18 protein-coding genes and 1 other RNA gene are annotated in these 18,738 nt (G+C 30.4%); 3 read left to right on the forward strand and 16 right to left on the reverse strand.

Annotation, left to right across the window (positions count from 1 at the left end; genetic code table 11):
• Positions 1–15: 15 nt before the first annotated feature.
• Genes fba through KQI41_RS11700 form a run of 4 tightly spaced genes read right to left on the reverse strand, consistent with a single transcriptional unit; the run spans position 16 to position 3,901 of the window.
• A complete protein-coding gene (gene fba, locus KQI41_RS11685; protein ID WP_216585345.1) occupies positions 16–870 on the reverse strand; it encodes a class II fructose-1,6-bisphosphate aldolase in 855 nt (284 codons plus the stop codon).
• A 25-nt stretch (positions 871–895) separates the two neighbouring features.
• Positions 896–1,993: an ABC transporter ATP-binding protein gene (locus tag KQI41_RS11690; protein WP_216585346.1), complete on the reverse strand. Its 1,098-nt coding sequence runs from the start codon at positions 1,991–1,993 to the stop codon at positions 896–898.
• A gap of 28 nt (positions 1,994–2,021) precedes the next feature.
• The gene (locus tag KQI41_RS11695; RefSeq protein WP_216585347.1) at positions 2,022–3,002 is read right to left on the reverse strand and encodes an ROK family protein; all 981 of its coding nucleotides are present in this window, start codon (positions 3,000–3,002) and stop codon (positions 2,022–2,024) included.
• Positions 3,003–3,016: 14 nt separating this feature from the next.
• Positions 3,017–3,901, reverse strand: coding sequence for a Gfo/Idh/MocA family oxidoreductase (locus KQI41_RS11700; RefSeq protein ID WP_216585348.1), 885 nt, complete (start codon positions 3,899–3,901; stop codon positions 3,017–3,019).
• Positions 3,902–4,042: 141 nt separating this feature from the next.
• Between KQI41_RS11700 and istA the strand changes: the two genes are divergently transcribed.
• Entirely contained in the window at positions 4,043–5,623 is a 1,581-nt protein-coding gene (gene istA, locus KQI41_RS11705) for an IS21 family transposase (protein ID WP_154440364.1), read from the forward strand.
• Positions 5,620–6,381: an IS21-like element helper ATPase IstB gene (gene istB / locus KQI41_RS11710; protein ID WP_154440362.1), complete on the forward strand. Its 762-nt coding sequence runs from the start codon at positions 5,620–5,622 to the stop codon at positions 6,379–6,381. The genes istA and istB overlap by 4 nt, the downstream gene beginning before the upstream one ends.
• On the opposite strand, the gene KQI41_RS11715 is transcribed toward istB, so the two are convergent.
• Positions 6,367–6,777, reverse strand: a complete 411-nt coding sequence (locus tag KQI41_RS11715) for a Gfo/Idh/MocA family protein (RefSeq protein ID WP_216585349.1) — start codon at positions 6,775–6,777, stop codon at positions 6,367–6,369. The genes istB and KQI41_RS11715 overlap by 15 nt on opposite strands.
• A 32-nt stretch (positions 6,778–6,809) precedes the next feature.
• Positions 6,810–7,454 (reverse strand): carbohydrate ABC transporter permease, encoded by a 645-nt coding sequence (locus KQI41_RS11720; protein ID WP_216585350.1) that lies wholly within the window; start codon positions 7,452–7,454, stop codon positions 6,810–6,812.
• A gap of 121 nt (positions 7,455–7,575) precedes the next feature.
• Between KQI41_RS11720 and KQI41_RS11725 the strand changes: the two genes are divergently transcribed.
• Positions 7,576–8,514: a DDE-type integrase/transposase/recombinase gene (locus KQI41_RS11725; RefSeq protein WP_216584566.1), complete on the forward strand. Its 939-nt coding sequence runs from the start codon at positions 7,576–7,578 to the stop codon at positions 8,512–8,514.
• A gap of 108 nt (positions 8,515–8,622) precedes the next feature.
• Here the strand turns inward: KQI41_RS11725 and KQI41_RS11730 are convergent, their stop codons facing one another.
• The 10 genes from KQI41_RS11730 to rpoD all read right to left on the reverse strand — a co-directional run bounded on the left by KQI41_RS11730 (position 8,623) and on the right by rpoD (position 18,733).
• Positions 8,623–8,868, reverse strand: a complete 246-nt coding sequence (locus KQI41_RS11730) for a hypothetical protein (protein WP_216585351.1) — start codon at positions 8,866–8,868, stop codon at positions 8,623–8,625.
• Between the two features lie 19 nt (positions 8,869–8,887).
• On the reverse strand, positions 8,888–9,823 hold the full coding sequence (locus KQI41_RS11735; protein ID WP_216585352.1) for a carbohydrate ABC transporter permease: 936 nt from the start codon (positions 9,821–9,823) through the stop codon (positions 8,888–8,890).
• A 119-nt stretch (positions 9,824–9,942) separates the two neighbouring features.
• Positions 9,943–11,211: an ABC transporter substrate-binding protein gene (locus KQI41_RS11740; protein WP_154440169.1), complete on the reverse strand. Its 1,269-nt coding sequence runs from the start codon at positions 11,209–11,211 to the stop codon at positions 9,943–9,945.
• 43 nt (positions 11,212–11,254) lie between these two features.
• Positions 11,255–12,421: an SIS domain-containing protein gene (locus tag KQI41_RS11745; protein ID WP_154440168.1), complete on the reverse strand. Its 1,167-nt coding sequence runs from the start codon at positions 12,419–12,421 to the stop codon at positions 11,255–11,257.
• An 80-nt stretch (positions 12,422–12,501) separates the two neighbouring features.
• A complete protein-coding gene (locus KQI41_RS11750) occupies positions 12,502–13,221 on the reverse strand; it encodes a GntR family transcriptional regulator (RefSeq protein WP_154440167.1) in 720 nt (239 codons plus the stop codon).
• A gap of 421 nt (positions 13,222–13,642) precedes the next feature.
• The gene (locus tag KQI41_RS11755) at positions 13,643–15,310 is read right to left on the reverse strand and encodes a hypothetical protein (protein WP_154440166.1); all 1,668 of its coding nucleotides are present in this window, start codon (positions 15,308–15,310) and stop codon (positions 13,643–13,645) included.
• A 194-nt stretch (positions 15,311–15,504) separates the two neighbouring features.
• Positions 15,505–15,919: RNase P RNA component class A (gene rnpB / locus KQI41_RS11760), an RNA gene on the reverse strand.
• A 118-nt stretch (positions 15,920–16,037) separates the two neighbouring features.
• A complete protein-coding gene (locus KQI41_RS11765; protein WP_154440165.1) occupies positions 16,038–16,820 on the reverse strand; it encodes a Nif3-like dinuclear metal center hexameric protein in 783 nt (260 codons plus the stop codon).
• Positions 16,810–17,505, reverse strand: coding sequence for a tRNA (adenine(22)-N(1))-methyltransferase (locus KQI41_RS11770; RefSeq protein WP_154440164.1), 696 nt, complete (start codon positions 17,503–17,505; stop codon positions 16,810–16,812). The genes KQI41_RS11765 and KQI41_RS11770 overlap by 11 nt, the downstream gene beginning before the upstream one ends.
• An 85-nt stretch (positions 17,506–17,590) precedes the next feature.
• Complete coding sequence (gene rpoD, locus KQI41_RS11775) at positions 17,591–18,733, reverse strand: RNA polymerase sigma factor RpoD (RefSeq protein WP_154440163.1); 1,143 nt, start codon at positions 18,731–18,733, stop codon at positions 17,591–17,593.
• Positions 18,734–18,738 lie beyond the last annotated feature (5 nt).

The raw sequence follows: 18,738 nt of genomic DNA on the forward strand, positions 1-18,738 counted from the left end.
TCCTCCTTATAAGTTTTAATATCTATTTGCACTTCCACAGACTTTTATTTTTTCCATGGCTATTTTCTTTACCATATCCTTAGCCGGAGTTAAATAATATCTTGGATCATTTGCAGATGGATTTTCTTTAAAATATTCCTTAATGGCTTCAGCAAATGGTATTTTTAGTTCTGTCGCTATATTTACTTTACTAATTCCATTTTCTACTGCCTTTATTACACTTTCGTGAGGTACACCAGATGCACCATGTAGTACAAGAGGTATGCTTACCATACTATTAATTTTACTTAATCTTTCAAAATCTAATTTAGGTTCAGATTTATAGACTCCATGAGCAGTTCCTATGGCAACAGCTAAGGAATCTACATTTGTCCTTTGTATAAAATCTAAGGCGATATGTGGATCTGTAAGAGTAGTATCCTTTTCATCTATATCTCTATCATCTTCTTGTCCACCTACTAGTCCTAATTCTGCCTCTACACTAACTTCATATCTATGGGAATACTTAACTACTTCCCTTGTAATACTTATATTTTCTTCATAGGACTTTAGAGAAGCATCTATCATTACTGATTTATATCCTGCTTGAATACATTGTTTTAATAATTCTACATCTGTACAGTGATCTAAATGTAGTGCTATGGGAATATCATATTTTTTCGCTGCCGCTCTAGCCATGGCAACTAAAAATTCTAATCCAGCATATTTTACAGTTCCTGGAGTTGTAGCAATTATCAGAGGAGACTTAAGTTCATAAGCTGCTTCTATTACTCCTTTCATAGTTTCTAGATTGTGAATATTAAAAGCAGGAACAGCATATTTGTTTTTTCTCGCTTCTATTAACATTTCTCTATTTGATACAATATCCATGGATTTACATCTCCCAGTTATTAATTTATTTTATTGCTAATTCCGTATCTTTATCAAAAAAGTGTAGCTTTATTTCGTCAAAGTATATTTTTATATCTTTATGATTTTCTATATTTATATCTGAATCTATTATTGAAATCAATTGATATTTTCCTAATTTAATATATACATATTTCTCAGAGCCTAACATTTCAATTAATTCTACAAAACCATTTAATTCTATTTGAGTTTTTCTTGTTTCGTTATAAATATGTTCAGGTCTTATACCTATGATTATAGCCTTATTTAAATATCCTTTATCAGCTAATCCTTTACCTACTTCTTTGGAAATATTAAGTCTAATATCATCTATTTTAATACTATAGTTATCCCCTTCAGAGATTAATACTCCTTCCATAAAATTCATTTGAGGACTTCCTATAAACCCAGCTACAAAAACATTTGCTGGATTTTGATATACGTTTTGTGGTATATCTACCTGTTGTATTACACCATCTTTCATTATTACAATTCTATCTCCCATGGTCATGGCTTCTATCTGGTCATGAGTTACATATATAAAAGTAGTCTCTAATCTTTCGTGGAGCTTTATTATTTCTGCCCTAGTTTGGACTCTAAGCTTTGCATCTAAATTAGATAAAGGCTCGTCCATAAGAAATACTTGTGGATCTCTTACAATTGCTCTTCCAAGAGCTACCCTTTGTTTTTGTCCTCCAGAAAGTGCCTTAGGCTTTCTATCTAAATATTCTTCAATTCCTAGTATCTTCGCTGCCTCTGTAATTCTAGTATTGATTTCATCTTTAGGATATTTTTTTAATTTAAGGGCGAAGGCCATATTATCATAAACTGTCATATGAGGATAAAGGGCATAGTTTTGAAATACCATAGCAATATCTCTATCTTTCGGGGGAACATCATTAACTAAAGTATCTCCAATATATATTTCTCCCTTTGAAATTTCCTCAAGTCCTGCAAGCATTCTTAAAGTTGTAGATTTACCACATCCTGAAGGTCCTACGAATACTACAAATTCCTTATCTTTAACTTCTAAGTTAAATTCCTTAACAGCTTCTACATCTCCTGGATATATCTTATATACATTTTTAAAAACTAATCCTGCCATTCTTATCCACCCTTCTCAATATCTTAGGTTAAATCTTCCATTTTATTTCTTCTTCTTTTAAGGTAAGTACTACAGATTCTTCATACTTATTTGAATCTATTATCTTTGCATATAATGCTGCACCAGTTATTGGCTGTAAAATAGGTTTCATTAATTTAACCTTTCCATGTTCCTCTAAATATTTTTTTAAAGGTTCTAATACAAAACTATCTGCATTAAATACACCACCTGAATAGGAAATAAGTATTTCCTCATCCTGTAGATTTAACTGATTGATTACAGATTTTATAGTAAGGTAGTGTTCAAAAGCTGCTTCTTCAAAAACCTTAATAGCTTCAGTATCATTTTCTAAGGCAGCTTTATATATTATCTTTGAAAGTTTTGCAATTTCATCTCTTTTCATAGATAGCTTAGTAATGACAATATCTATTAGGTCAAAATCATTTTCTATATCTAATTCTTCTCTTAATATATTGTAAAGGAGAGTCTTACTAATTCTCCCATCAGATTCCTTGCTAAATATTTCTATGGCTTTTTTTCCTATCCAATAAGCCGATCCCTCATCACCACAGAAATGTCCCCATCCACCTGCTCTAGTAAAATGTCCTTCTTTATTCATTCCAAATGCAATAGTACCTGTACCTGCGACCATATTTATTCCAGCCTTGCAAGCCAATGATCCTGCCCAAGCAGCAACTGCATCATTGTCACAAGTAAATGGAACATCATTTAATATCTCTTTTAAAATATTTGATATTAGAGGAATGTCTTTTTTAGTCTCTCCAAAACCAGGAATTCCTAAAAACACATAATTAATTTCCTCTATAGATATTTTAGCTTCATTACAAATATCTTTTATCCCTTGTCTTATTACATTTTCAAAGTTTTTAAGTGATGATTGTTTATAGTGGCAAGTTGGCTTTATATTATAGGCTAATATCTTGCCTTTACCATTTATTAAGACAAATGCAGTTTTAGTTCCTCCCCCATCAACTCCTAAATATAACAAGTCCAAACCCCCAATTAAAATCCATTAGTATAATCTTTTGTATTTATTACTTTCTTAGTTTTTCTAGCTTCTTCTGCTGCAAAGGCCATCATATGACTTTGTACTGAAATGCTGGCAGAAGTTAAACCTGTTTCTGAATTTGCATCAGATTTTACCAGTGATATAAAGTCTTCCATAATACCAGTATCTCCACCACCATGACCACCTGATACTACTTTTGGTGTTATGACTTTCTTTTCATTTGAAGTAAATAATTGTACTTCAATTTCATTTTTAACATCATCGCCTATGATTTCTCCCATAGTACCCATTATCTTAATATTTCTATGAACTTTATTTGTAAATGCAGAAAGATTGAATACAACAGTTACTCCGTTTTCAAAATTTAATACAGTTCCTTGATGATCAACTACATTGTTATCACAGCCTCCAAAAACACATCTGCCATAAGGTCCTTCCTCTAAAGCCTTATCAACATTTTCCTTAGTTTGAATTTCTGTTATTACAGAAGTCGGCCATCTACCAATGTTATCATAATATAGTTTTAACGCTGAATAAGGACATTCATTCTCAACCTTACAAGTTACGCAACGATCAGATGCACCTTCTGGTCTATTTTCCAGTGTAAAATGACTTAATTCTCCAAAGGATGCTATATCTGTACAATCACTATTAACTAGCCATAAAAGTATATCCATATCATGACAGCTCTTTTGTAATATTAAAGGACTTGATTCATCACTATTTCTCCAGTTTCCTCTAACAAAACTGTGTGCAAAATGATAATACCCTATATTTTCATTATGTTGAATAGATATAACTTTACCAATTACTCCACTATTAATCAGTTCCTTAAGTTTAGAATAAAAAGGAGTATATCTTAAAACATGGCATATCATAAATACTTTACTATTTTGTTTAGCAAGTTTTCCAAGTTCTGCAACTGTTTATGATATCCTAAAAGTACCCCAAATAATAATTGAAAATTCCTCTAGAGGAAATATATAATATCCCTATGACAATTCATAGGGGGTTAGGGGATGATAAGTTTAATGGATAAACAAGGAATAATAATAGACGGATTTTTAAAAGGAAATTCTCAATGGGAAATTCATAGAAATACAGGATTTGATAGAAAGACAATTAGAAAATATATTAGGGAATATGAAGAAAGTAGATCTAAATTATTGAGTGGGGAAGGTGATAAATTAATGCTAACTGAGGAAATAGTAGAGTCACCAAAATATGATTCAAGCAACAGAACTAAGATAAAGTTAACTGAAGTAATAATGGATAAGATAGATTTCTATCTAGAGGAAAACCGGGAAAAAAGAAGTACGGGTAAGGGTAAACAACAAAAGAAAAATATAGATATACATAGTTGTTTAATTGATGAAGGACATAATATTAGTTATTCAACGGTTTGTAACTATATCAGAAATAAGTTAAATGAAAAAAAGGAAGCATACATCAGACAAGAATATGAATTAGGTCATGTGGTTGAATTTGACTGGGGTCATGTTAAATTAGAAATAGATGGTGAAGATAAAAACATACAAATGGCTGTAATGGTAACAGCTAAAGGTAATTACAGGTTTGCATACCTTTATCAAAATCAAAAAATGGAAAGTTTTCTAGACTCTCATGTTAGGTTTTTTAACCATATAGGAGGTGTTCACAAGGAAATAGTTTATGACAATATGAAAGTGGCAGTTAAAAGATTTGTAACAAAAACTGAAAAAGAACCAACAGAAGAACTTTTAAAATTATCTATGTACTATGGCTTTAACTATAGATTTTGTAATGCTAGACGTGGAAATGAAAAGGGACATGTTGAAAGATCAGTAGAGTATGTAAGAAGAAAAGCATTTAGTAAAAAAGATAAATTTGAAACATTAGAGGAGGCCAATAAATATCTGGAAGAAGAATTAATTAAATTAAATTCAAAAGAACAAAAATATAATGAAAACAAAACAGCAAAAGATATATTAATAGAGGAAGTCCCCTACTTAATAAAACTTATGCCTACTTATGATATTTCAAGATTAATAGAATTAAGAGTAAATAAATACTCAGTAATAACAATAGATGAAAATAAATACTCAGTACCAGACTATCTAGTGGGAAAGTTTGTAATGACAAAGGTATATCCAAACAAGATAATAATCTACCATGAAAATAATAAGGTAGCAGAACATAAAAGAAGTTTTGGATTAAGTACATGGGATATAGAAATAAAACATTATTTAAATACATTAAAAAAGAAGCCTGGGGCAATTCATAACAGCACAGCCATGCGTCAAATGAATTCCAAGCTTCAAAACATCTATAATAAATATTATACACAAAATCCAAGAGATTTCATAGACCTAATTGAATTAATTTCAAAAGAAGATTTAGAGAAAATAGAAAAGATTATAAAAGAATTAGAAAAAATAAGTCCTTTAAATATAGATACAGAAAAAATAAAACTTTTATGTTATAGAAAAAATGAAGCCATGGAGGAAAATAAATATAAAAATACAGAAATAGAAAAGCAATCAAAGCTAATTCTAAGTGATTATGGAAAACTATTAAACAATTCAAGTATAGAATTTGATAAAGGAGCTTTGATAATATGAAAAAGAATATGGCTAAAGAAAATATTAAAAATCTAGCAAAGGAGCTAAAGCTTCCATATATAAATAGAAGTGTAGAAGAAGAAATTAATGAAGCAAATATAAGAAATTTAACATATGAAGATTTTCTTTTATCAATACTTGAAAATGAGTACGACTTAAGAAAAACTAATGGGATAAAAAGTAGAATTAGACAAGCAAGATTTCCATATAAAAAATATCTAGAAGATTTAAGTCTAGAGGACTTACCACAAGACGCAAGGGATAAAGTAAAGGTATTTTCATCCTTAGACTTTATAAAAACAGGGCAAAATATAATATTAGCTGGTAATCCTGGAACAGGAAAAACACATATGGCTATAGGAATAGGTATTAAAGCCTGTACAAAGGGTTACAAGGTATTATTTACAACAATCCCTTTACTTGTAAATGAATTAAAAGAAAGCAGATCAGAGAAAACACTTAGGGCCTTTGAAAAACGTTTTGAAAAGTATGATTTAATAATAGCAGATGAATTAGGATATATCTCCTTTGATAAAGAGGCTTCAGAATTATTATTTACTTATCTCTCATTAAGAGCAGGAAGGAAGTCAACAATAATTACAACTAATTTATCATTTGAAAGATGGGATGAAATATTTAAAGACCCAGTAATGACAGCTGCTATGATAGATAGGCTTACACATAAATCATATATAGTTAATATGAATGGAAATTCTTATAGATTTAAAGAAACACAGCTTTGGTTAGAAGAGCAATAATTTTTTTATCCAACTAGAGGAATTTTGGAGTAAAATATGGGGGAAATTTCGGTTGACAAATACAGCAACTTCTTCTGGTCTATTTGACATTGGTTTCTCAAGTAATATATGATATTGTTTTTCTAAGGCTAATTTTGCTGGTACAAAATGAGTATTGTCTGGTGTAGCAATTATTACTGCATCACAAAATTTGTCCTTACTAAAAAGTTCCTCATATGATTCAAAAGCCCATTCATCACTTATATTATGTTTTTTACAAAATTCTTCTCTTTTTAATTTATTGGGTTCTGCAACTGCTACAAACTCTATATTTTCTGGATGTAAAAGAGCGTAATTTCCATATATATCCTTTCCACGTTGACCTGCACCTATTAAAGCTACTCTTATCTTTGACATATTTTTTCTTCCTCCTAACATATATTAAACTCTTAACCTTTCGAACCGGTAGATGCCATTCCTTCAACAAAGTGTTTTTGGAAGATAGCGAATAATACTATCATAGGCCATACTGCCAGTACAGTACCTGCCATTGCAACAGGGAAGTTTGTTCCGTGCTGACCACTTAAAGTTGATAATCCTGCTGATAATGTCATTTTATCTATAGATGTATTTACTATTAAAGGCCACATCAATGAGTTCCAACAATATAAACAAGCTGTAATAGCAAGGGCTGCTATTCCTGGCTTCACCAATGGAGTCATTATTTTCCAAAATATTGTAAAATGATTACATCCATCTAAACGAGCTGCCTCTTCCAATTCTTTTGGAATTCCCATATAAAATTGTCTCATAAGAAAAGTTCCATAGGCACTAAATAGACCTGGAAGCACTAGTGCAGTAATAGAGTTTAGTAATCCTAGCTTTTTCATAATCATAAACTGTGGTATTAAAAATATTTGTCCTGGTACCATTAATACAGACAAAATCAATACAAATATAAAGTTCTTACCTTTAAAATCAATTCTTGCAAAGGCATATCCTGCCATGGAACAAAATACAATTTGTCCTATAGTTGTCAGCATTGTATAAACAATAGTATTGAAATAAAACTTTCCATAAGGTAAAGTTCTCATAGCCTCCTTATAGTTTTTGATATGAGACAATACATTTGTGACAAGTAAATATGAAAAAAGGAAAGACCTCTGATATAATGTTGTTTACCATAACAAACAAAAATCGGAGGGATCTTTCCTTATGAAAACAATTATAACAGAAGAGATGAGATTTCGTCAAAGGGTAGTTAAATATGCAATTAAACATGATAATAATGCTAAGGCAGCTAGAAAATACCATACCAGCCGTCAGCAAGTTCAACGCTGGAGAAAAAGATATGATGGTGATGTAAAATCCTTGGCCAATAGAAGTACAAGACCAAAGTCACATCCTAATCAACATACTCAAGAAGAGTTAGATTTAATAAGATATAAGCATCGATACCATCAGCATGAAGGTTATGCACAGATATATCGTAAGTTAAGAGATGCAGGGTATAAAAGAACCTATGATTCTATGTGTAGACAGATAAGAAAAATGAAATTAAATGTAGCAAAGAAAAGAGTGAGCTATCCTAAATCTAACTATCATAAAAACCTTGCTACTTATCCAGGGGAAAGAGTACAAATAGATGTAAAGTATGTTCCAAATGAATGTATTGGCTTTGCAAGTAATCATAGCAGATACTACCAAATAACAGCTATTGATGAATATTCAAGAAAGAGATATTTAGAATTAGTTAATGAACTTAGCACATATAGTACATCTAACTTTTTAACACGATTAGAAGATAAATTAGGATTTAAAGTTGAATTGGTTCAAACTGATAATGGAATCGAATTTGTTAATGATCAAGATATTACAAATAAGAAAACTAGATTTGAAAAGTATTTAGAAAAGCTAGATATAAAACACAAACGTATTCGTCCATATTCACCATGGCAAAATGGTATAGTAGAGCGTAGTCATAGGATAGATAATGAATTATTCTACAGCAGAAGACGGTTTAGTAGCTATAAAGAAATGGAGAAGTCATTTAGAAGATATAGTAACAAATACAATAACATAGCAAGGAAAATTCTTAACTTTAAGACGCCAAATGAAATAGTTGAGGAGTACTTCTCTAAAAATGCTGCTTAAGATGGTATTACTAATAATTATTTAATCAAGGATCGCTATCGCTTTCCTCCTTGACAAAATAATTACTAGCAATTTAAGAAAACCACAGCATTATTCAGAGAAAATTTTTCAGAGGTCTGTGTCACATATGTTTGACTTCTCTAGAGTTCTCATAGCCTCCTTATAGTTTTCCCATTGCATTTGTTTGGGAAATATTGTAGGAGGAATAATTGTTGATTCACCTAAAGTTTTAAATGATGTTAAAATCATCCAAACAAATGGTATTATAGTTATAATCGCACCTAAAATAAGTAACAGATGTATAATTATTTTGTTGATTTGCATTCTTTTTTTATTAGATGAAATTTCCTTCATATTCCTACTCCCTTCACTTCTAGTAGTTTACCCATTTTTTCTGTAGCCTTAATTGAATTGCAGTAATAACCAAGATTATCATAAATAATACAATTGATATGGCAGAAGCATATCCTTTTTCTTGGAATTCAAAGGCATATTTATAAAATAAATATACTATTGACATGGTACTATCTACGGCTAAACTAGTTTTACTAATCATTAAAAATATTAAATCAAACATTTGAAGTGCACCAATTAGTGAAGTTATCATTACAAAGAATATAGTTGGTGTTAAAGAAGGAAGTGTTATGGAAAAAAATTGTTTAATAGGACCTGCTCCATCTATGGTTGCTGCCTCGTAATATGCCTTAGGTATGCCTTGTAATCCAGCTAGGAAATATATAATCTTCATTCCTAATGAACTCCATATTCCTACAACAATTAAAGCTCCCATGGCAAATTTAGGGTCTGCAATCCAAGCCTGTCCTTCAATTCCCACTTTAGCTAGCAACTGATTAAGTAATCCATACTGTCCGTTATATAACCATTTCCACATCATGGCAATGGCTGCTGGCATAGTAACAGCTGGTAAAAAGTATAAAGTTCTATACAATGATAGTCCCTTTATTTTTGAATTTAATAATGTAGCTATAAATAAAGATATGATAATACTAATAGGTACACTAATAACTGTAAACTTAACAGTATTTATTAGAGCCTGTGGTACCTTAGGGTCAGAAAACACATTTATATAGTTTTCCATTCCAACCCACTTATATTTACCAAAGGCCCCTAGGTTTGTAAAACTATAGTATAAGTTTTGAAAAAATGCAGCTATATAAAATACTGCAAGTCCCAGCACTGTTGGTAAAATTAATAAATATCCCCAAAAAAGATCATTAAGCTTTCTTTTTCCAGATGCCTTTAAGGCCTTATTGTTCTGGTTGTTTTTAATATCAGTATTAGCTTTCATGTGATCCTCCTTCTATAATAAGCCCCTCGCAGAATATAGTTCAAGTTGGTAAGGGCTTTTACAATCTAAGAATCAATTAGCCCTGTTTATTACAAGGCTAATCGACAAAATTTAAACTATTATTGTTCTTTAGTTAAAGCCTCATTCATTAACTCAGCTATTTTCTTTAATCCTTCTTCTACAGTTATACCCCTATTCCACATTTGCTTAATATACTCAGTTTCTACATCATTCCATTTTGAAGTATTCATTGAAACTGGATACATAACTGCATAATCTAGTTCATCAACAAAAGCTTTTAAGTTAATATCTGGATACGAAGATTCCCAGATATCTAGTACCTCTTTATGAGCTGGAATTACTGCTCCAGACTTAGCCCATACTTCATTTGCTTCTTTACTTCCTAAGAATTTTACAAAGTCCCATGCCTCATCCTTATGTTTAGAATTAGCTGCTATGGCATTTGATAATCCATGAATAGTGGCAGCACGTTCTTTTATTAAAGGCATTACAGTTAAATCTATATGGTCTTTAATGATTTCATTTTCCATAAATACTGGCACATTCCATGATGCAGCATATACCATAGCTACTTTTTCACCTTTGAATAATTCTATAGCGTTTGTATCAGCTTGTTCTTCAAGAGTTGGTGACAATCCTTCTTCCAAAAGATCTATCCAAATTTTCGTTCCTTCTAAAGCTTCTTTTGTATCATATCCTGAAGTTTTTCTATCTTCAGAAATTATATATCCTCCTGCTTGAGGAATTGTATCATATATACCTTCTTGTGTATCAGGTCTTGAAGCTATACCATAAATTCCTTTTTCCTTATCTGTTAATTTTCTTGCCGCTTCAACCATATCATCCCAAGTCCAATTTTCATTTGGATATTCTACGCCCTTTTCATCGAAAAGTTTCTTATTATACCAAAGTGCTGTAAGATCCCAATCCTTTGGTATACCGTATAGTTTACCCTCTACAGTATAAAGGTCTATTAATCCTTCTGGATATACACTAAGATCAATATTATTAGACTCAACTAATTCATCTAATGGAACTAGCATATCATTTGCAGCATATTTAACTATATTAGGTCCATTAATCCAAAATATATCTGGAAGTACTTCTCCAGTTGCAGCTGTCTCAAGCTTTGTCCAATATTGTCCATATGGAGTTAATTGTATATCAATTTTTATATTTTCGTTTTTAGCTTCATACATATCTGCCAATTCTCTCATAATTGGCTCTTGATATTTATCCCATAGACCAAAAGTCAATGTTACCTTGCCATCTGTTGAATTACCTGCATCATTTTTTGAACATCCTGCTACTACAGTAATAAGCATCATCACTACTAATAAAATTGACAAACTTCTTTTAATTTTCATTTTTCTCCCCCTAACATTTTTTTAATAAGGTTGTTTAAATTTATTAGTATTTATATATTGTAACCCCCTTTACTACTCTATTTACTAATCCACTTGGATTAGGATTATCTGGTTCTACTTCTGATTTCACAGAATAAAATAAAGAAAATACTTGAGCATATATTGCATACAGTAATGATATAAGTCCTATATTTTCTATTTCACTTTTATCCTTAGTTAAATATAAATATTTATCTGTAATATCTTCTATTTCCTCATAATAATTATTTGATATTGCTATTAACTTGTGATTGCCTACGTCATAATAAATTTCTTTTAATATATCTATTTCATATTTACGTGTATAGTCATTATCAGATATATAAACTATAATAACAGACTTATCATTTACTATAGACTTAGGTCCATGCCTGAACCCTAATACAGTTTCACTTTGAGAAACAATTTGACCCCTAGTTAACTCTAAAAGCTTTAATGCACTTTCCTTTGTCAATCCTCTAAAATTACTAGAACTTAAATATATAATCCTATTATAATCATCACTAATAATTGGTTGTATTCCTTTATAGCCTTCATCTAGTATGATTTCACCAATGGATATTAATTTCATAACTTGTTTTTCATTTTTTTTAAAGTTTTCCAAATCGAATATCAATAGTGATGCTAAAGTCATACATGAAAAACTGCTTGTCATAGCAAACCCTTTATCATTTGATTCTTCTGGCATAGTTAATAATAGAATATTTTCCTTACCAGTAGATATTTTCGCAAGTTTTCCTTCATTATTGCAAGTTATGAAAATATGAGATATATCTGATACTAACTCATTAGCAAGATTATATGCTGCAACACTTTCTGGACTATTTCCTGATCTAGCAAATGATACCAATATTGTAGGTATATCCTTCTTTAAATAAAGCTCTGGATTATCTACTATATCAGTTGTAGCTATGGACTCATAAATACTTTTTTTTCCTTCATTTAATTTAGCAGCCACTATTTCACCGACATAGGCTGAAGTACCAGCTCCTGTTAAGATTACTCTAATATCTTTTTTATTTAATCTCTTCTCTAAATAATTTCCTATTTCTTCTATATTTGACTTTACTATTTCTATTACTTCACCCCATAGTCTAGGTTGTTGATATATTTCACTGGCTGTATTCAGTCCATTTATCTGAGTCCAGTTTTCCTTAGTATATCCAAACATTTAATCATTCCTTTCATACATATCCACTCGTAATGACGTTCTGATGTTATGACGTCATTACCAGTTGATTTAAAATTTTTTTATTTATTTAATACTACTTGATACCTAAATTTATCCCCTCTAGCAACCCCCTTTGTATATTCTATTATAAAATCATTTTCATAAGTAACTCTTTCAATCATCATACTAGGAAGTCCAGTTTGATATTCTAAAAGATCGGCTTCTAATTCTCTAGTTAAGACTGCTTGAAATATCTCTTCTGCTTTTGTAAAATTAGCATTATATTTTTTCATAAATATATCATACATTGGAGTGGATTCTAGTTCTTCTTTAGTTAAGTTAGGGAATCTATCACATGGTACAAAACTTGTTTCTAACATCATTGGTTTAAGATCTGCTAACCTTAATCTTGTAAAAACATATACCTTATCTTCTTGATTTAACTTCATTTTTCTAGACAATTTTTCATCACAACTTATTATATCGAAAGACAATACTTTAGAACTAGGTGTTTTTCCTAGTTTTTTCATTTCCTCTGTAAAACTATAAATCTTCAATAGGCTTTGCTTAAAAATTTCTGGAGATATAAACGTTCCTTTTCCATGAACTCTATAAATATACCCTTCATTCTCTAATTCCTGAATTGCCTGTCTTACAGTAGATCTACTAATATTATAAGTGTTACATAATTCCCTTTCCGATGGCAACTGGTCATGGGCTTGTAAATTACCTTTTTCAATCATTTTAATTATTTCATCCATTAATTGATAATATAAAGGTATTATGCCACTTCTATCCATTGTCTGTTCCCTCCATAAGTTTCCCTAGTTATCTTTATTGTTTAAATATCTGGTTGTTACCACTTTAGAATATAATATAATAGTACAGATTAAATGTCAATAATATTCTAAAAATATATAATATATTTCTTATTATATATTTTATGGTTTTCTAAATGTTAAACAATACATCATACCTTTACAAATCTCTTTATAGTTTATATCTAACATCTCCTTTGGAATTAACCCTATAGATGACGATATATCATGTTCTTCATTGTAATATTTTTTAGTTGTTGGAGTTTTTTTAAAGGTTCCATTGACTCATTTTTCAGTTTCAGCTACTATTATAATCTTAGTTTAACGGGTCTCTCTTCATTATTTGCAACAAAATCCGAAGTGTACTTAGTACCTTTTCTTTCTTAGACTTACTTCAATTTTTCTATTTTCTATTATCTAAGATTTCTTTTTTCTTCCAAGTGTTCATATCAATAGTGAATATTTTAAAGACTTCATCAGTATATCGCTTCATGGTATATGCTTTATCTTTATATAGGATAAGCTTACCGTAAGTTCCATATACATCTGAATAGGAGTAATGTACTTGTTGAATTAAAGGAGTTTCACTATCTAATTTCATTCTGTAATAGCCATCATTGGCATAATAAAGCCAAGGATATTGAATATTAACTATACCACTATTTTTAATAACTAATTGAACCTCCTTTGTATTTTTATTGATTTTAATCAAATCCTTACATGAAATATAGAGCCATTCATCTAATTGAATTAAATTAGCAATATAATCATACTTTCCATATTCCATTAATTTTCCGTTAGGCTTTATTCCTATTAATGTTACAGGGTTCGATGTATCATTTATTAAATAATTACCATATACGCTATCATCGTTTCCAACTGTAATAACATTTATTCCATCTTTATTATAGTATACGGATTCCCATTTTGAAGAACCTAATTTTTCAATAGGTATAGAATATAAAGTTCGAAATTCTTTTAATTTATATATATAATTTTTCCCTAAATAATAGACTATTCCCCCTCTGTAATCATTCACTGTTTCCTTAGAATCAACTGATCTATCTTCCATAGTTTTAACATTAACAGATCTTAATTCTAATTTGTGTACCCCTGTATAAATCCCAGAATTATAGATTTCATCAGAACTTTGGACATAGTATATATAATCCTTTCTTTTCCCAAGAATATTATATACACCCTTTTTATCAACTAAAATTCTCGTTTTCCCTGTTTTAGTATTTCTCTCCTTTATTCTTAAATAATCTATATTGTAGTCCGCTGTTACATAATATATGTAGTCGCCCTCTATTATCATTTGTGGTATAGAGTTATCAATTCCATATTCTGCTGTATTTCCTTCTTCATAGGATTTTATCTCTGGATTCATATTAATCTTATCTTTATTATATTTATAGTATTCTCTCTCGGATACTATCTCATATCTAAGTCCCCTTTCTTTTAAATAATAAGAGTTAAGAAGATCTTTTTCAGCTAACTGTTCTGCTAAAATAATATTTTGTTCTCCTTTGGGAACTAGTAGAAAAGCATTATATATTAAATAAAGAGCATCCTTAATCCTAAATTCCTTTAATTCTTTTAAATTTTCAACCTCTTCAAAATCTAAAAGATAGATATCTTGGGCTAAAGTATATATATCTTTACCATTTGTATCATGACCTAACTCCTTAATCAAAAATTCTAAGAAAAGCTCTTTAGAAATGTGATTTGCTGCTCCAAAATTATTCTTATCAATATCCTGAATTAAATCATTTTTTATACAAAAGTCAACATATGGATTCGCCCAAGTTGGAACATCCTTATATGTTTGTCCACTCATATACATTCCCTTAGTATAATAATGAGGTTGGTGAAAACCAGAGATTAGGAAAGCATAATCTACTCTAGTAAGTGGTTTCTCAGCTTCATCTACATATGTGCTTGGTATGTATTCTAAAACAACTAGGTTTTTAATTCTATCATCATATCCCAATGGTGATAATGCAAAGCTTGGAACAACAGATGATAAAAGCATTATAATAATTGTTACTAATAGAACTATTTTTTTCAATGTCTCATCTCCTCTATTATTAATTTAAATGGTTTTCTAATTATAGCATAGATATATGGAAATTAATAGAATATATGAATGATTAAACAGTGAATAGTCCATAAAGTCAATTGATGCGAAAAGTATAGAGATACTCTTTTTCAAAAATCAACCAATAAAAAAACACCAGCTGAAAAGCTGATGTTTTGATTATGTATACGAGTAAGTCTATAAGCCGTGTTCTGTTTAAATGGTCATCTATCTAAGACCTATTGTCACCAATAGGTTCATGCGACCTACCTCTGGAATGGCAGCGGGCAACCGCCTTTTATATTCCTTTTTGGTCTTGCTTCAGATGGGGTTTACATAGCCATTTAGTCACCTAAATGCTGGTGAGCTCTTACCTCGCCTTTCCACCCTTACCAGATAGCCCCATCTTTCAGTTATTTCATCGGCTATTTCACTGCAAACCCAGTAGTAATCGTTATTATGAACTGAGAAAGAGTTCTGGCGGTATATCTCTGTTGCACTATCCTTAGGGTCACCCCCACTGGACGTTATCCAGCATCCTGCCCTACGAAGCACGGACTTTCCTCATGTGTTACCACACGCGACCACTCAACTTACTCATAATGTAGATATATAATATACCATAAATCGTCAAAATTTGCAAAGGATATATTTTCTATAATTTACATAATATATATCTTTCATCTTTATCTTATCCTTTAAATAATTAAATATTCCTTTAATATATCTTATAAAATGGACTTGGATTATTATATATTTCTATATATAAACTTTCCTTAGATTTGCTTTCTAAGTATGTTTTTATAACTGGCAATATAATCTTTTCAGTATGATAGTGTCCTGCATCAATTATTGTTAAACCTAGTTCATCTGCCATTTGAGCTTCGTGATATTTTATATCTCCCGTTATATAAATATCTGCATTTTCCCTATAGGCATCATATATAAACTCAGCTCCACTACCACCACAAACCGCAATCCTTTTTATAAGTTTTTCCTGATTTCCATATACTATTACATTTTCAGTATCTAATTGTTCTTTTATCACCTTTATATAATCATTTAAACTTATTTCTTCTATATCTCCTACTCTACCATATCCAAAAGATTTTTCAAAGTTTAAATGCAGAGGCTTACCTTCTTTTAAACCAAGAAGTTTTCCTAGTTGGTGACTTACTCCTCCTTCTGCCCTGTCTAAATTTGTATGAGCATTATACACTACAATCTCATTTCTAATTAAATTATATACAAGTTTTTCCTTATAGTTAGATGTAGTTATACTATTTATAGGCTTAAATATAAGTGGATGGTGAGTTATTATAATATGAAAGTTTTCTTCAATTGCTTTTTGGCAGATCTTATCATTTAAATCTAAAGCAAGTAATATTCTACTTACATCTTTATTGTCATCACCTATTTGAAAACCAGTATTATCCCAGTCATCAATTAACTCTGGCAATGCCCAACTATTCATTAAATCCATTATCGCTTTAGCCTTCAACCTCCTTTAATACCTCCTCATAATCCTTTAAAGAATTTTTTAATTCTAAATATCTTTCCTGAGATTTTTCTGAACCTATATCTTTTATTTCTTCCATTATCTTTTTAGTTGATGTTATTTTTTCTTCTATAAATTCCTTCAATAAAGGATGTCTTTCTTTAATTAAGAATTGGCTTATTTCATAATATATATCTTTTTTAATAAAAGATAATCCTTTTTTAGCATAAATTATTTCATAATATTTATCTTCCTCTTTCACCAATTCCTCTTTTATAATTTCAAATTTATTTTCTATTAAATATTGTCTTAATTCTTTTGAAGCTACCATGGGCTGAAATATAAAATTGATTATGGAATCTGTAACTTTCTTATGATTCTCAAGTATATCCCGAATCAATAATCCACCCATACCTGCGATAATTACTGTATCTATTTCATAGGGTTTTATTACTTCTAGTCCATCACCTAATCTAGTGTCTACCCTATGTTCGATTCCTAATTCTCTTATATAGTCAATTATTTTCTCCAAAGATCCTTTTGATATATCTGTCCCTATAACTCTTTTAGATATATTGTTTTGAATTAAATAAGCTGGTATATATCCATGATCTGTACCTATATCTGCTACTATAGAATTATTAGGTACAAAGTTTCCTATAGCCTGTAGTCTTTGAGATAGTTTCATTATTTTCTCCCTTTCTAAATTATAGATATAATCTCTATTACACTTATATTAAATGTAATAAAGATTCGCCTTAGGCGAACCTCTATTATTCTAAGAAGTCTTTTAATTTTTTAGATCTGCTTGGGTGACGTAATTTTCTTAAAGCTTTAGCCTCTATTTGTCTGATTCTTTCCCTTGTAACTTCAAATTCTTTTCCTACTTCTTCTAATGTTCTTGCTCTACCATCATCTAATCCAAATCTTAGTCTTAGAACTTTTTGTTCTCTAGGAGTTAAAGTATCTAATACATCTATTAATTGCTCCCTAAGCATAGTAAATGTTGCTGCTTCTGCTGGAGCTAGTACTTCATCATCAGGTATAAAGTCACCTAAATGACTATCTTCTTCTTCACCAATTGGAGTTTCTAAAGAAACTGGCTCTTGAGCTATCTTCATGATTTCTCTAACTCTTTCAACTTCCATACCCATTTCCTTACCTATTTCCTCTGGACTAGGATCTCTTCCTAACTCTTGAACTAATTGTCTTTGAACTCTAACCAATTTATTTATTGTCTCAACCATATGAACTGGAATTCTTATGGTTCTAGCTTGATCAGCTATGGCTCTTGTAATGGCTTGACGTATCCACCATGTAGCATAGGTACTAAACTTAAATCCTTTTTCATAGTCAAACTTTTCTACTGCTTTCATAAGTCCTAAGTTACCTTCTTGAATTAAATCTAAGAAAAGCATACCCCTACCTACATATCTTTTAGCAATGCTTACTACTAATCTAAGGTTAGCCTCTGCAAGTTTCTTCTTTGCTTCTTCATCTCCATCTTGCATTCTCTTAGCTAGTTTAATTTCCTCATCACCAGTTAATAGGGGTATCTTTCCTATTTCTTTTAAGTACATTCTAACAGGGTCATCTACATTAATTCCCTTAGGTACTGATAAATCTTCTTTTATATCCACTTCTTCTAATTCATCTTTATCTATATTATCATCTATATCATCTTTTTCCAATAATAGCTCTTCTTTATCTCCAATTACTTCAATTCCCATAGCTTCTAAGCTTTGATAAATCTCGTCTATTTGGTCTGCATCTATACTAATATCCTCCAGTACTTCTATTACCTCACTATATGTTAACATTCCTTCTTTTTTTCCCTTGTCTATTAGCTTCTTTACAGCCTCCATTTTAGCAGTATTTATTTTTGCTTTGTCTTTATCCTTATTTTGTTGATCCAACTGGC

It is taken from the genome of Tissierella pigra (assembly GCF_018917845.1).
Taxonomy (GTDB): domain Bacteria; phylum Bacillota; class Clostridia; order Tissierellales; family Tissierellaceae; genus Tissierella; species Tissierella pigra.

Bases quoted from the DNA above. Each gene is read 5' to 3' on its own strand.
- fba (WP_216585345.1), bottom strand. From the start codon at position 870: ATGGATATTGTATCAAATAGAGAAATGTTAATAGAAGCGAGAAAAAAC.
- KQI41_RS11690 (WP_216585346.1), bottom strand. From the start codon at position 1,993: ATGGCAGGATTAGTTTTTAAAAATGTATATAAGATATATCCAGGAGAT.
- KQI41_RS11700 (WP_216585348.1), bottom strand. From the start codon at position 3,901: ATGATATGCCATGTTTTAAGATATACTCCTTTTTATTCTAAACTTAAG.
- istA (WP_154440364.1), top strand. From the start codon at position 4,043: ATGATAAGTTTAATGGATAAACAAGGAATAATAATAGACGGATTTTTA.
- istB (WP_154440362.1), top strand. From the start codon at position 5,620: ATGAAAAAGAATATGGCTAAAGAAAATATTAAAAATCTAGCAAAGGAG.
- KQI41_RS11715 (WP_216585349.1), bottom strand. From the start codon at position 6,777: ATGTCAAAGATAAGAGTAGCTTTAATAGGTGCAGGTCAACGTGGAAAG.
- KQI41_RS11720 (WP_216585350.1), bottom strand. From the start codon at position 7,454: ATGAGAACTTTACCTTATGGAAAGTTTTATTTCAATACTATTGTTTAT.
- KQI41_RS11725 (WP_216584566.1), top strand. From the start codon at position 7,576: ATGAAAACAATTATAACAGAAGAGATGAGATTTCGTCAAAGGGTAGTT.
- KQI41_RS11730 (WP_216585351.1), bottom strand. From the start codon at position 8,868: ATGAAGGAAATTTCATCTAATAAAAAAAGAATGCAAATCAACAAAATA.
- KQI41_RS11735 (WP_216585352.1), bottom strand. From the start codon at position 9,823: ATGAAAGCTAATACTGATATTAAAAACAACCAGAACAATAAGGCCTTA.
- KQI41_RS11740 (WP_154440169.1), bottom strand. From the start codon at position 11,211: ATGAAAATTAAAAGAAGTTTGTCAATTTTATTAGTAGTGATGATGCTT.
- KQI41_RS11745 (WP_154440168.1), bottom strand. From the start codon at position 12,421: ATGTTTGGATATACTAAGGAAAACTGGACTCAGATAAATGGACTGAAT.
- KQI41_RS11750 (WP_154440167.1), bottom strand. From the start codon at position 13,221: ATGGATAGAAGTGGCATAATACCTTTATATTATCAATTAATGGATGAA.
- KQI41_RS11770 (WP_154440164.1), bottom strand. From the start codon at position 17,505: ATGAAACTATCTCAAAGACTACAGGCTATAGGAAACTTTGTACCTAAT.